The organism is Microbacterium sp. NPDC089190, from assembly GCF_040701795.1.
Classification (GTDB): Bacteria; Actinomycetota; Actinomycetes; order Actinomycetales; family Microbacteriaceae; genus Microbacterium; species Microbacterium galbum.
The window spans coordinates 686268-699766 of the sequence record NZ_JBFBHF010000001.1; the positions used below are offsets into that span (position 1 = coordinate 686268).

At 70.0% G+C, this 13499-nt stretch carries 8 protein-coding genes; 1 reads left to right on the forward strand and 7 read right to left on the reverse strand.

Translation table 11 applies throughout. The features are described from left to right. Positions 1-69 precede the first annotated feature (69 nt). Positions 70-3153, forward strand: coding sequence for a chitobiase/beta-hexosaminidase C-terminal domain-containing protein (locus AB0230_RS03390; RefSeq protein WP_366373967.1), 3084 nt, complete (start codon positions 70-72; stop codon positions 3151-3153). A gap of 143 nt (positions 3154-3296) precedes the next feature. Here the strand turns inward: AB0230_RS03390 and AB0230_RS03395 are convergent, their stop codons facing one another. From AB0230_RS03395 to AB0230_RS03425, 7 genes are all read right to left on the reverse strand, one after another. Further along, positions 3297-3998 carry a peptidase E gene (locus AB0230_RS03395; RefSeq protein WP_366373969.1) on the reverse strand — a complete coding sequence of 234 codons (702 nt, stop codon included), beginning with the start codon at positions 3996-3998 and terminating at the stop codon, positions 3297-3299. After that, entirely contained in the window at positions 3995-6718 is a 2724-nt protein-coding gene (locus AB0230_RS03400) for a sugar-binding domain-containing protein (protein WP_366373971.1), read from the reverse strand. The genes AB0230_RS03395 and AB0230_RS03400 overlap by 4 nt, the downstream gene beginning before the upstream one ends. 4 nt (positions 6719-6722) lie before the next feature. Next, positions 6723-7583 carry a carbohydrate ABC transporter permease gene (locus tag AB0230_RS03405; RefSeq protein WP_363578142.1) on the reverse strand — a complete coding sequence of 287 codons (861 nt, stop codon included), beginning with the start codon at positions 7581-7583 and terminating at the stop codon, positions 6723-6725. Beyond that, a complete protein-coding gene (locus tag AB0230_RS03410; protein ID WP_363578140.1) occupies positions 7580-8569 on the reverse strand; it encodes a sugar ABC transporter permease in 990 nt (329 codons plus the stop codon). The genes AB0230_RS03405 and AB0230_RS03410 overlap by 4 nt, the downstream gene beginning before the upstream one ends. Further along, complete coding sequence (locus AB0230_RS03415) at positions 8566-10635, reverse strand: DUF6259 domain-containing protein (protein ID WP_363578138.1); 2070 nt, start codon at positions 10633-10635, stop codon at positions 8566-8568. Before AB0230_RS03415 ends, AB0230_RS03410 begins: the two co-directional genes overlap by 4 nt. A gap of 267 nt (positions 10636-10902) precedes the next feature. Next, on the reverse strand, positions 10903-12168 hold the full coding sequence (locus AB0230_RS03420; protein ID WP_363578136.1) for an extracellular solute-binding protein: 1266 nt from the start codon (positions 12166-12168) through the stop codon (positions 10903-10905). Positions 12169-12232: 64 nt separating this feature from the next. Next, on the reverse strand, positions 12233-13495 hold the full coding sequence (locus tag AB0230_RS03425) for an extracellular solute-binding protein (RefSeq protein WP_315993452.1): 1263 nt from the start codon (positions 13493-13495) through the stop codon (positions 12233-12235). Positions 13496-13499 lie beyond the last annotated feature (4 nt).

The following is a 13499-nucleotide window of genomic DNA, read 5'->3' on the forward strand; positions in this document are numbered from 1 at the left end:
TTCCCTTTCTCGGGCTCTCATTCTGTAGTACAACTACCTCTATCAACCCTCAATGGAGATGGAGCCTTGATGAGACCCTCCCCCCGGCTGCGCCGATGCACAGCCCTCATGACCATCGGCGGGGTGATCGCCGCACTGGCCGTCGCCGGGTCGGCCGGCCCCGCCACGGCGGCGGACGCCGCGACCGTCTCGGTCGACACCGGCACCGTGGTGCAGGACGACTTCCTCGGCATCGGCGTGAACGTCATCCCCTCGGCCCTCATGGAGCGCTCACGGGGTTTCGGGTACTCCGACGCCGACTGGGCGGTCGATGCGGAGCGCATCGCGACCATTCGACCGAAGGTCGCCCGCGTGTGGTTCCAGATCGACTGGATGGAGCCCGACAAGGGCGTCTACACGTGGGACAGCGATCGGATGAAGGCGTTCTACCGCTACCTCGACGCCTTCCAGGCCGCCGGCACCGACATCGAGCTGAACTTCGGGTGGAAGGTCGGCTCGACCGTGCACGACTGGTTCTCGATCCCCGGCGTCGACCCGTGGACCAGCGCCCCGGCCGACAACGCCGCGTACGCGGCATCCGCGTCCGCTCTGATCGACCAGCTCAAGAACGTGCGCGGCTACGACAACGTCAAGTACCTGACGTATTACAACGAGCCCAACGGCAGCTGGGACTTCGAGGCGCCGGGCGATCAGCAGGCCGCGTACGTGCAGATGGCCCAGGCCGTGCACCAGCGCCTGGTCGCCGACGGCCTGCGCGACGAGGTCGAGATCTGGGGCCCGGAGGAGACCGGCGCCCCCGCGTGGACCACCTACATGGCGCAGAACGGCGGTGATGCGTTCGACCAGTACAGCTTCCACACCTACGGCGACTCGTACGGCTCCGTGCCGGGAAGCATCAACGCCCGGAAGAACGTCGCGGGCGGCAAGCCCGTCAACATGTCGGAGTTCGGCTGGTCGGACGACAACGCGAGCGGGTGGAACTCCGGCTACGCGAACTACGTGATCGCCGGAGCGAACCTGGGCCTGCACTCGATGCTCGTCTGGCAGCTCAACGGCACCTGGACCGTCGACCCCGACGGCGACACCAACGGCACCTACAACATGTGGGACGCCCTCCCCCTCGGGCTCGAACCACGAAAGACGTTCCTGTCGGCGGGTTTGCTGAACCGGTACATCCCCGCGCACAGCCAGGTGCTGGCATCCACGTCGTCGTCGTCCGACGTGCGGTCCGCGGCCTTCCGCGACGCGGCGGGCGACTACACCGTGCTGGTGGAGTCGAAGGGGGCGGCCCCGACCGATCTGACCGTCGACTTCGGCGGGACGACGGTGGACGCCGACTTCCACCGGGTCGTGTACTCCGATGATCTCGTGCCGGATGCCAATGCGCTCCTGCCCGCGGTCTCGGCCACCCTTCCCGCCGGCACGAGCTTCTCGGACGACCTCGGGACCGGCTACTCGTTCGCGGTGTACACCACCGCCGACCCCGCGGTGCAGGTGCGGATGGGAGACGTCGAGCCGACCGTGGCGTCGGGCTCGACGGTGCAGCTGACGGCCGACGTGATCGACGGCGCTCCCGGCGTGACGTGGTCCGTCGAGGGTTCGAGCAACGGTTCCGTGTCGAGCTCGGGCGTCTACACGCCGCCCGCGGTCGACTCCGAGCGCAAGATCGCCGTGCGTGCGACCAGCACCGCCGACCCCACGTCGTCGGGCATCGCGCTCGTGACCGTCACGCCCCAGCTGACGTCTGCGCGGGTCGACCCCGTGCAGTTCGACCTCGACAGCGGGGTGTACGCCGGGTCCGAGGTGCTCGCGCTCTCGACGGCGACCTCCGGCGCGCAGATCCGGTACACCACCGACGGTTCGGCACCGACCGCGAGCTCCACGCTGTACGAGCGACCGGTGATCCTGGCCGAGAGCTCCACGAAGCTGTACCGCGCGGCAGCCTTCGCGGCGAACAGGCAACCGTCCGGCGTCACGAGCCGCCTCTTCAAGGTCGGCGGCGTCTCGCAGGGTCCCGACGGCTACACCCTCTGCGCGAACGAGGGCGGCCAGTGCTTCTTCTCGGGGCAGCAGAGCGTCGCGTTCGGCGGCGACGGACTGTTCAGCTACCAGGCGAAGACGGGTCCGGTGTCGTGCGACACCGCGACCCTCGGCGACCCGAACCCCTCGGGCACGCAGCGGTGCTACGTCAGCCCCGAGCTGCCGTCGTCGTACCCGCTGGTCACCCTCACCAACGCCGGGTTCGAGAAGCCCGGCGGCACGAAGTCCAAGACCGGGCCGTTCACCAACGGCTGGACGTTCGACAGCCGCTCGGGCATCCAGAACGGTCAGGGGCCGCTCGGCCCGCCGACGCCGCCGGAGGGCCAGCAGGTGGCCTACCTCAAGACCGACGGCGGGGTGCAGGGCACCATCTCGCAGCAGGTGGCGTTCCCCGCCGGCGACTACCAGGTCGTGTTCGCCCTCTCGGGCCGCTCGGGCTACCCCGCGCAGAGCTTCGACGTGCTCTACGACGACACGGTCATCGGGTCGTTCGCCGTGGGCTCGACGAGCTCGTACACGACGCAGCGCTCGAACGCGTTCACCTCGACCGGCGGACGCCACACGATCACCTTCCGGGCCACCGCGCCCTCGGGCGATCGCACGGCGTTCCTCGACGCGGTGCGCATCGAGGCCCCCGTCGCCCCGGAGCCCGCGACGCTGTCGAACACGGGCTTCGAGGCGCCGTCCACGACGGGCGTCAAGTCGGCGCCGTTCACCGAGGGGTGGTCGTTCGTGGGCCGCTCGGGCATTCAGCGCAACGGCAGCGCCTTCGGCGCACCGACGGCCCCGGAGGGCACGCAGACCGCCCTGCTGCAGTCGCGCAACGGTGAGCACGGGTCGTTCGCGCAGACCCTGAAGATGGATGCCGGCACCTACACGCTGAGCTACCAGGCGTCACGTCGACCCGGGTACAGCGCGGTGCAGACGATCCAGGTGGTGGTCGACGGAACGGTGGTCGACAGCTTCGCCCCGCCGACGAACACGTTCACGGCGCACACCTCGCCGACGTTCACGGTGGCGGCGGGCGATCGGCAGATCACGTTCCGCGGCTCGGCCGCGACGGGAGACGCGACGGCGTTCGTCGACGCGGTCGTGCTGACGCCCGTCCCGTGAGGGACGACGAAGGCCCGGGCCGCTCGGTCCGGGCCTTCGTCGTGCATGCGGCGCCGACACGAGTCGCGATCGCGGGCGGGATGCCGCGGGCGCACCGGCTCCGACGGGTCGGGTCGCGGCGTCGGCGACGCACGGACACCGATTCAGAGAAGGCGCGTGGGCACCGGTTCGTCGGGCACGTGCGCATCGACGCGGTGCACGCGCCCGCCCGCGCGCTCGGTGACGAAGTCGACGGCCCGGTCGCCCTCGTACAGCACCGCGGTGCCCTCGTCGAGGCCGAAGCCACCGGGAAGGATGCCCGCGTCGACCGCCCGCCGCAGAGCCGGCCGCCGCTCGGCTTGCGAGTCGTAGTGCACCCCGAGCGAGCCGGGGAGGAACCCGAGGCCGTCGTCGATCGTCCGCACCTCGCCGAATCCGGAGGTGGGACCGCCCTCGTGCCAGCACAGCGCGCCCGCGGACGTTCCCGCCAGCAGCACGCCGCTGCGCCACGCATCGCGCAGGGCGGTGTCGAGGCCATGCGCCCGCCAGAGCGCCAGGAGGTTGACGACGCTCCCCCCGCCCGTCCAGACGAGGTCGGCCGACTGCAGGACCTCACGGAAGTCGACGACCGTGCGGCCGTAGAGCCGCAGGTGCACGGCATCCACCCCCGACGCCATCGCCGCGGCGAGCTCTCGCCCCTCGTCGATCCGCTGGTCGCCGCCGGCCGTGTTAATGAAGACCACGCGGGGCCTGCCCTCGACGCCGGTGAGGTCGAGAGCGTGGTGCAGGAGGGGACCGAAGGCCACGTCACCCCACGACGTGTCGGCCCACCCGCCGCACGTGGCCAGAATCCGGGGGGTGCTCACGCGCTCACCTCCACGGCATCCGCGTTCCACGCGCGCACGCGCGCATCGGGCCAGGTGGCGCCGGCGAGGGCGAACGCGATCGCGCGCTCCTCCCCCGCCTCGAGCCCGAAGGCGTTGTCGTCGAGCCAGGCGCCGAACGCGGTGGGGAACCCGTCGACGAGGACGAGGGGCGCAGGCACGTCGCCGACGTTGCGCACGCGCAGAACGCCGTCTCCCCAGCGGGCCTCGAGCCGCGTGCGCGGCTGCTCCTTCAGCGGCGCCGGGCCGGTGGCGTAGGGCGCGAGAAGCTCCTCGATCGGCCGGTCGGCCAGCTCGTCGAGCGGCAGCGCCTCGATCGCGGTCGCCTCGGCGCTCTTCGGCTGCGCGTTCAGCGCGTACCAGGCGGACGAGATGCGGGCGCCGTCCGCGTCGCGGAGGTACACCGCCAGCACGAGGGGACCGTCGTCGGGAAGCTCGGCGGCGAGGGTGAACGCGCGCGCGTGGGCGTCGGCATCCAGATCCACGGATGCCGACCGCTCGGCGATCACGCCGAAGCGGGCGTCGTAGAGGCGGGCGCTCACCGTCGCCGTCAGGGGGTGAGGCGTGTCGTTGGACGCGTGCACCTCGGCCGAGAGCACCTCGCCCGCCTCGAGCGCGGTGCGGTCGTACACCGCGAACGCCGACTGCGCCGCACCGAACTGCCGCGCACGGTAGTACGACAGCTTCGCGCGGCCGTAGTAGTCGACGATCGCCCACGACGCGCCGGGGAACACCTCGCCGACCTTGTAGAACCAGTACGCCGACGTGCGGGTACCCGCGTGCGCACGCAGCCGCTCCGACGCGAAGCGCAGGGCGTCGCCCTGGGCGAGCTGCGAGTACTCGACGAACGTGGCCCAATCGGTGAGCGGTCCGTAATGGGCGTAGCGCGCCTGTTTGAACAGGTCGAACAGCGAGAACTGCGCCTGGTGCTGCAGGATCGCGCCGTGCGCGGGCGGCGGCCACTGCTCCAGCAGCGCCGGATCGAGGAAGCGCGCCATGCTGTCGAGGTCGCACTGACTCGACAGCCCGTACTCGCCGAACACCGGGGGGACGTGCGTCGCGTACGCCTCGACGGGGTGACCCTCGTGGTAGACGCCGTAGTAGTGCTCGCTGCCGCCCCACGGGTCGGTGCGGTGGAACGGACGCGTCGGATCGTACTGCCGCACGCGGGTGCCGATGACGGTGAGCAGGTCATCGCCCGACACGGTGTCGGGGTTCTCGTTGCCCCCGCCCCACATCACCAGCGAGGGATGCGAGCGGAGTCGACGCACGATGCGGGAGGCCTGCGCGTCGACGGTGGCGAGCGTGGCGCCCGTGGCATCCAGTCCGAAACTGAGGGGGAACTCCTGCAGCACCAGGATGCCGCGACGGTCGCACTCGTCGTAGAAGGCGTCGCTCTCCACGGTGCCGCCGCCCCAGGCGCGGAGCATCTGCAGGTTCGCCCGCACGCACAGGTCGAGGATGTGCCGGTCGACGTCGAATCCGCGACGCGCCATCGGATCGGTGAAGCACCAGTTGGCGCCCTTGAGGAAGAGGGGCCGGCCGTTGACCACGAACCGCCAGTCGTACACGTCGTCGCCCGACACCTCGGGCAGCGCGCGCATCTCGACGGTGCGGATACCGATGGACGCGGTGCGCGCGGACCCGTCGACCGCCGCTTCGACGCGGTACAGCGGCTGCGCCCCGTACCCGAACGGCCACCACAACCGGGCGTCCGGGACGTCGATCTCGACCGCGTGCCGGGACGTGCCGCGGGCCGCCACGACCTGCGCCGTGACGTCGGAGACCACTGTCCCGTCGGGGTCGAGCACGCGGATGCGGGTCGGGGCGGCACCGCCGTCGGTGTGAGCGGTCAGGTCCCACTGCACGCGGATCCGCGCCGCCCCCTCGGCGGCGTGCACGGTTGAGACGAACAGATCCTCGAGCTCGAGGTCGGGCACGCGCTCCAGGCGCACTGCGCGCCAGATCCCCATCGAGATGAGGTGTCCGTAGTGCCATCCCCACCCGGGTGAGGGCTTGAGCACCCCGTGCCAGTCGCGCGGGGGCGGGTCGATGCGCACGACGATCTCGTCGGTACCGTCCCCGCGCAGCAGGGCCGTCACGTCGATGTCGGGACCGCCGTACATGCCGGAGTGGCGGGCGATCGGTTCGCCGTTGAGCCAGAAGGATGCCGCGTCGTCGACGCCGTCGAACGACAGGCGCACGCGCTGCCCGAGCCACGACGCCGGCACGTCGAATCGGCGGGCGTACCACCACTGCTGCTCCTCGACGCGGGTGCGCCGGAAGTGCCACGGCCATTCGGCGGGCGCCCCGTGCGCGACGAGCTCCGCGTGGGTGTGGTCGTGCAGCAGCGGGTCGGGGATCTCGCCCGCGGCGGTCAGGGCCGCCTGCACCGTTCCCGGGACGGCGGCACGGATCCAGTCCGAGCGGTCGGTGTCGGGTCGGTGCCAGCCCACCGGCGCCGGCGGTCGCGGACCGGCGAACCACCGCTCGATCGCGAACTCCCGGCCCGCGGGCGCGCCCGCGAGCAGCCACTCGCCGTCGAGCGGGACCACGTCGCGGTCGACGGCGAGCGCACCGCCGCCCCGCGCCGAGACGGGCGGCGCGGAGACGGGCAGGGTCGCGTGATCCTGCACCCAGCGGTCGCCGTACAGCGGCGAGGCCAGCGACCGCGCCCTCTCCCGGTCGTCGAGCGAGGTCATGCCCTCACTTCACCGCCCCGGCGTACAGACCGCTGACGAAGAAACGCTGCGCGAAGACGAACAGCAGCAGGATGGGCAGGCTCATGATGAGCACGGCCGCCATGATGTTGCCCCAGTCGGCGAGGTATTGCGCCTTGAAGTACAGCACGCCCGTCGTCAGGGTGCGCTTCGACGGGTCGGTGAGCAGCAGCTGCGGGACGAGGTAGTCGTTCCACACGCCCACGCCCTGCAGCACCCAGAAGGTCGCGATCGCCGGGCGGGCCAGCGGGAGGAAGATGCGGCGGAAGAGGGTGAAGTAGCCCGCGCCGTCGATGACCGCGGCTTCGACGATCTCCTTCGGCACCTGGCGCATGAAGGCCGCCATGAGGAAGACGCCGAAGGGCAGCGCACCCGCGATGTAGATGAGGATGACGCCGGCGTAGTTGTTGATGAGGCCGAGGTCGCGCACGACGCGGAACTGCGGTACGAGCGCGAGCTGCATCGGCAGGAAGATACCGGCCGCCAGCAGCAGGTACACGCCCGAGCCGATGCGGGTGGCCTGACGCACGATCGCGTACGACGCCAGCGCCGCGACGAAGGTGGCGACGGTCATGCTGACGACCGTCAGCAGCACCGAGTTGAAGAAGAGGTTCGCGAACCCGGCATCCTGCCAGGAGGTGACGAAGTTGTCGAAGGTCGGCGCCTGCGGCAGACCGGTCGGGTTCGTCAGCACCTCGAGGTTCGGCTTGAACGCCGTGATGACGATGATGACGATCGGGTAGATCATCGCGATGCTGAGCACGATCAGCAGCAGGTTGATCGGGAGGCGGCGGGCCAGGCGGAGCAGGGACCGCGTGTCCACGCGGGGGGTGGCTTGCGTGCTCATCGGTTGCCCTCCTCGGCGGCGACGCGGTTGTTGAGTCTGTTCTGCACGGCGGCGATCGCGATCAGCACGATCAGCACGAGCACGGCCATCGCCGAGGCGTAGCCGAAGTTGTTGTTGACCAGGCCCTCCTGGAACACCTGCGTCATGAACAGCTGCGTCGAGTTGCCCGGTCCCCCTCTCGTCATCAGATAGACGGTGTCGAAGGCTCGCAGCGCGCCGTTGATCGACAGGACGAGCACGAGGCCGATCGAGGGGATCATGAGCGGGATCGTGATGAAGCGCATCGCCTTCCAGCCCCGCGCGCCGTCGACCTTGGCCGCCTCGAGGATCTCGCCGGGGATGGTCGAGAGCCCCGCGAGGAAGATGACGACGTTGAAGCCCAGCCCGCTCCAGAGGTCGACGAGGATGACGCTGTACAGCGCCAGGTCGTAGTTGCCGAGCCAGTCCTGGGCGAGCCCGCCGAGACCGATGCTGCGCAACAGCGTGTTGAACGTGCCCGACGTGGGGTCGTACATGAAGCTCCACGTGAACACGATCGCCACGGGCGAGATGACCATCGGTGCGAAGAAGATCGCGCGGTAGATGTTGCCGAGCCGGAGCTGGCGGTGCAGGAGCACCGCGATGAGGAACGCCAGGATCGTCTGCACGATGATCTTGAAGAACCCGTATATCGCGGTGTTGCCGATCGCCTCCATGAGCACGGGGTCGCCCGAGAAGATGCGCACGAAGTTGTCCGCTCCCACGAACTCCCACGCGCGGTTGAACCCGCGGGCGTCGGTGAAGCTCGCGACGATGACCTGTCCCATCGGATACACCGTGAAGACGGTGTAGAGCACCAGCGCGGGGGCGACGGCGATCCAGAACCTGCCCGCGGTGGAACGCCCGGTCCACAGGCGCGCCTTCAGCGAGCGCGTGGTCACCGCCTGCGTCGCGGTGGGGTCGTCCAGGGCGAGGACCCGCGGGTCCTCGACGCGTGTGCTGCTCATAGCGTTCCAATCGAGTCGGAAGAGGGGATGACGACGGTCACGCCCCGGGCGGGCACATCGATGCGCCCGTCCGAGACCGGGGCGCGGCGCCCGTCGAGGTCGTCGGTCTCGGCCGCGCCGAGACCCGACAGGTGAAGCGACAGGGGTTCGTCGTCGTAGGTGGCCACGACGACGGCGCGGGTGCCGCCGGCCCCCTCCCACACGGTGAGGAGGTCGTGGACCGTGCCGTCGGGGCGGTGGGCGACGACGTCGTGGTCGGCGACGAGGCGCCCGTTCCAGAGCAGGTCGCGGTGGCGCTCGCGCAGCGCGTCGGCCGCACGGGCGAGGGCCACGGTCGCGGGCATGTCGCCCGGTCGACCCTTGAAGTTGTACGGCTCGAGGCTCATCGCGTACCCGTAGAGAAGGCACTGCGCGACCATCGAGCGGTCGTCGAACCCGGTGAGCGCGGTCACGATGCGGGCATCGGGACGCAGCTGCCGGCCGAGCGGGCGGTGCGTCGGCGAGGCGCTGCGGAAGTACGACACGTCGTAGTGCGCGAACTGGTCGTCGTACGCGCCCTCGGCGGCGATGACGAAGGTGTCGGCGCGGTCGCCGAGCCCCGCGCGGATCTCCTCGACGACGTCGGCATCCCACGTGAACGCGCTCGCGCCCACCGGATGCCCGTGGTCGTCGGCGAAGCACAGCAGCGCACGACCGTGATAGAGCGACTCATCCGCCAGGATGCCGTCGGCCCCCCACGCGGCCATCTCGGCGACCTCGTCGGCGAAGCGGCGGCGCAGCGCCTCGACGCCGAAGCACAGCGGCACGTACCAGGGGGTCGCGATGCCGTAGCGCTTGCGCGACGAGTGGTACACCGGACCGGGCTGCGCATAGGGCTGCCCGTTGACGTCGCGCGAGACGAAGGGCTCGAGCTCGTCCCACAGCGGGCCGGGCTTCTCGACCCAGACGTACTTCACGTAGAGCACGGTGGCGACGTCGAGCTCGCGCGCGCGGTCCAGGGCGCGGCGAAGACCCTCCTCGCCGCCGAGCTTCGCGGCGGGCCGGTGCCGGGGCACGAGACCGTCCTGACCGCCTTCGTTCCAGCCGACGATCTGGATCGCGCCGATGCCCTCGCGCGCGCACTCCTCGATGATGTCGACGAGGGCGTCGAAGTCGTAGCGGGGTTCACCCTCGGTCGACATGAGCTGCACCTGCAGCCACGAGCGCGGCTCTTGGAGCCAGGATGCCGCGCTCCGCCGGGTCGGCTCCTGCGTGGGCAGGTAGGCCGCGAGGCCGTCCTGCCACTCCCCCGCGTACGGCGCGAGAGCCATTTCGGGAAGCGTGGCCTCGGTTCCCTCGCCCTGGGGGAAGTGGATGGCGTCGAGGGTGACGGCCGCATCGTCGGCCGCGGTGCGGCGCAGGCTGTCGGCGAAGCCCGGGACGAGGCTCGCGCGCCAGCCGATGAAGTCGAGGGTGCGGGCAGCGGGCTGCACCGTGAGCCCGCCCGTTTCGCTCGCGAGCACGACGAAGGGCGACGTCGGCGTCCCCACCAGCTCGGGGCGCAGGTTGCCGCTGGCGTAGTCGGGGTACAGCGTTCCCCAGTAGGGGGCGTTGGAGTCGAACACCGGCAGCAGCGATACGCGCGTCCCCGTGGAGTAGTCGACGCCGCGGAGTTCGAGTGCGCCCTCGACCGGACGGATGCCGCCGAGCGAGGGGAAGCGGACGGCCTCGACGCCGCCGGAGTCGAGGTGGAACGACAGCGACAGCCGCAGCACCCCGTCGCGCACGCGCGCCCCGACGACGATCTCACCCGTCAGCCGCTCGCCGGCGGAGGTCACGGGATCGCGCCACACCAGGCGCAGCGCCGTGTCACCCTCCCGCTCGACGTGCGTCAACGTCTGCGCGGCCGTCTCGACGACGACCGTGCGGTCGCCTCCCCGCGGGATCTCGATCACGAACAGCGACGGACGCCCGCCCGCGAGGGGCGCGAGACCGGTGTTCGGGCCGTCGAGAGCGCGCAATCCGCCCGTCTCGGGGTCGAACGTCGCGGTGGTGCGATCGTCGGCGATCGTCAGCAGGGAGGTCACAAGCACATCCTCGTTCTCGTTGTGTAGCCATACTACATGTGGTGGGCGATTCTGATGCTGCGGATCCGGCATCCACGCAGGAATTCACCATTTCGCGTAGCCGCGCTACCGTTCCGCTCGAGCAGCCTCTCTCCCCATCGACGGTGCGGGGCGCGTTCTGCCGTTCGGGGCGGGAGACACTCGCCCCGAACGGAGAATCGCGCCCCGAACACGACATGACGGAGGCGGATGCCACGGGTACCGGCTCGACCGGCGACCCGTCGCGTCTCAGTCGGCGTTCGCGCGGACCTCGACGAGCGCCGCATCGAGCTCGGTGATCACGGTGTCGACGTCCGCGCGGCCCGCGATGAGGTTCTGCATGCCCACCAGGAGCGTCTCCTGCAGCTGCGGGTGCGCGGGGATCACGACGGGGCGGAAGGTCTTCCCCTCCCACGCCGCCGTCATCGCGGGGAAGAGCGGGTCGTTCGCCGAGACGTCGATGCCCTCGGTCGTGGGGAACGCCTTCACCGAGGTGAGGAAGTCGGTGTACACGTCGTCCTGGAAGAAGAAGTCGATGAAGCTCTCGGCCGCTTCGACGCGATCGTTTTCGGGGTTGATCCCCCACGCGACGAGGTAGCTCCCCCACATGTCGGCGACATCGGCGTCCAGCGTGGGGAAGTTCATGTAGCCGGGCTCCACCCCCGCCGCTCGCGCATCGGAGAGGATCCAGGTCGCGGGGAACATCGCCGCCTGACCGGTGAGGAAGGCGGACTTCGCCGCCGACTGGTTCGTCCCGAGCGGATCGGGCATGTACGCCGGGACGAGGTCCTTCACGACCTCGAGCGACGCGGCGTAGCCGGGGATGTCCGCGAAGGTCTTCTCCCCGGCGAGCAGCTCCTCGATCGCGCCGGGATCGTCGGGGAACACGTGCTGCGCCATCGCGTAGTAGGCGACGAACTGCGGCCACCAGCTGTCCTGCGCGCTCATCGCGAGCGGCGTGATCCCCGCCGCCGAGAGCTTCTCGGCTGCGGCCGTGAGCTCGGTGTAGGTCTGCGGCACCTCGGTGATGCCCGCCTTCTCGAACAGGGCGGTGTTGTAGATGATGCCGTTGCCCGACTGCGAGATGGGCACGGAGTACGCGGCATCCCCGTCCGCTCCCCGACGGGCTTCCTGCGCCGCCGCGTCGTCGAGCCGCGAGAAGAAGTCGGCGCCCGAGAGGTCGGCGGCGAAGCCGTCGCGCACGAAATCGGTGAGATTCTTCGGGTCGAAGCCGTAGACGTCGGGGCCGGCACCGCCGGAGAGGCGCGTCTTGAGCACGTTGTCGTAGTCGTTCGTGTTGACGAACTCCGCGTTCACGGTGATGCCGGGGTTCTCGGCCTCGAACGCGTCGATGACCGTCTCGTACGCCTTCTGGGTGTCGCCCCCGTCGCCCCACATGAGGAAGCTCAGGGTGGTCTCGTCGCTCGCGGCGGACTGGCATCCGGTGAGGGATGCCACGGCGAGTCCGGCCAGGGCGGTGGCGGCCGCGGCCGTCAGGGGAAGGGAGCGGGGCATGAGAGCGCCTTTCGGAAAAGGAACCGCCTCGCCCGGGATCTCCCGAGCGAGGCGGTTCGGATGTTCAGCGGTTGTTGGCGCGGTACTGCTCGAGCGCGAGGTCGAGGTCGCCCAGCACCTGTTCAGTGCTCTTCTGCCCACTGATGATGTTCTGCAGGCCCACGAGCAACGCGTCCTGGATGCTCGGATCGGTCGGCGAGAACGCCGCCACGAAGGTCTTGCCCTCCCACGCGGCCTGCATGTCGGGGAAGAGCGGGTCGACGTCGGCGCCGATCTCCACGCCCTCGGTGGTCGGGAAGAGCTTCACCTTGTCGAGGAACGTCTTGTAGGTGTCGTCCTGGAGGAAGAAGTCGAGGAACTTCTGCGACGCGGCGAGCTTGTCGTCGCCGTTGTTCGGGTTGAGGCCGAAGCGCACCTGGTAGGTGCCCCACAGGTCGTCGGAGGGCTGGTCCACCGTCGGGAAGTTCATGTAGCCGAGGTCCAGGCCGGCCTCACGGGCGTCGGAGAGGATCCAGGTGGCGGGGAACATGGCCGCCTGGCCGCCCAGGAACGCCGATTGCGCGGCGGTCTGGCTCGTGCCGACCGGGTTGGGCATGTAGTACGGCGTCAGGTCGCGCACCACGTCGAGCGACTCCGCCCAGGCGTCGCTCTGCGAGAACGTCGTCTCACCCGCGGCCATCTGCTCGCCGAGCTCCTCGTTCGCCCCGTGCTCTGCGAGCGCGTAGTAGACGATGAACTGCGGCCACCAGTTGTCCTGCGCGCTCATCGCGAAGGGGATCACGCCGGCGTCGGAGAGCTTCTTCGAGTCGGCGAGGAGCTCGGAGTAGGTCGTGGGCGTCTCGGTGATGCCGGCCTGCGCGAAGAGCGCCTTGTTGTAGATGATGCCGTTGCCCGAGAGCGAGATCGGCAGGTTGTACGTGCCGCCCTCGCGCTGGCTGTCCTTCGCCGCCTCCGGGGTGAGCTTGGAGAGGTAGCTCTCTCCGCCGTCGGAGAGGTCAGCGGCGAAACCGTCGTCGACGAACGTCTTGATGTTGCCGAGGTCGAAGCCGTAGATGTCGGGCCCCGCGCCGCCGGAGAGGCGGGTCTTGAGGATGTTGTCGTAGTCGTTCGTGTTGAAGAACTCGGCGTTCACCGTGATGTCGGGGTTGGCCTCCTCGAACTTCGAGATGACGTCCTCGTAGGCGGTCTGGGTGTCGCCCCCGTCCCCCCACATCAGGAAGCTGAGCTCGGTCGGGCCTCCGCTCGAACCCCCGGCGCACCCACTGAGCGCGCCCACCGCCGTCAACGTCACGGCTGCGATCGCCGTGTGCTTCAGCCACTTCGTCATGGCT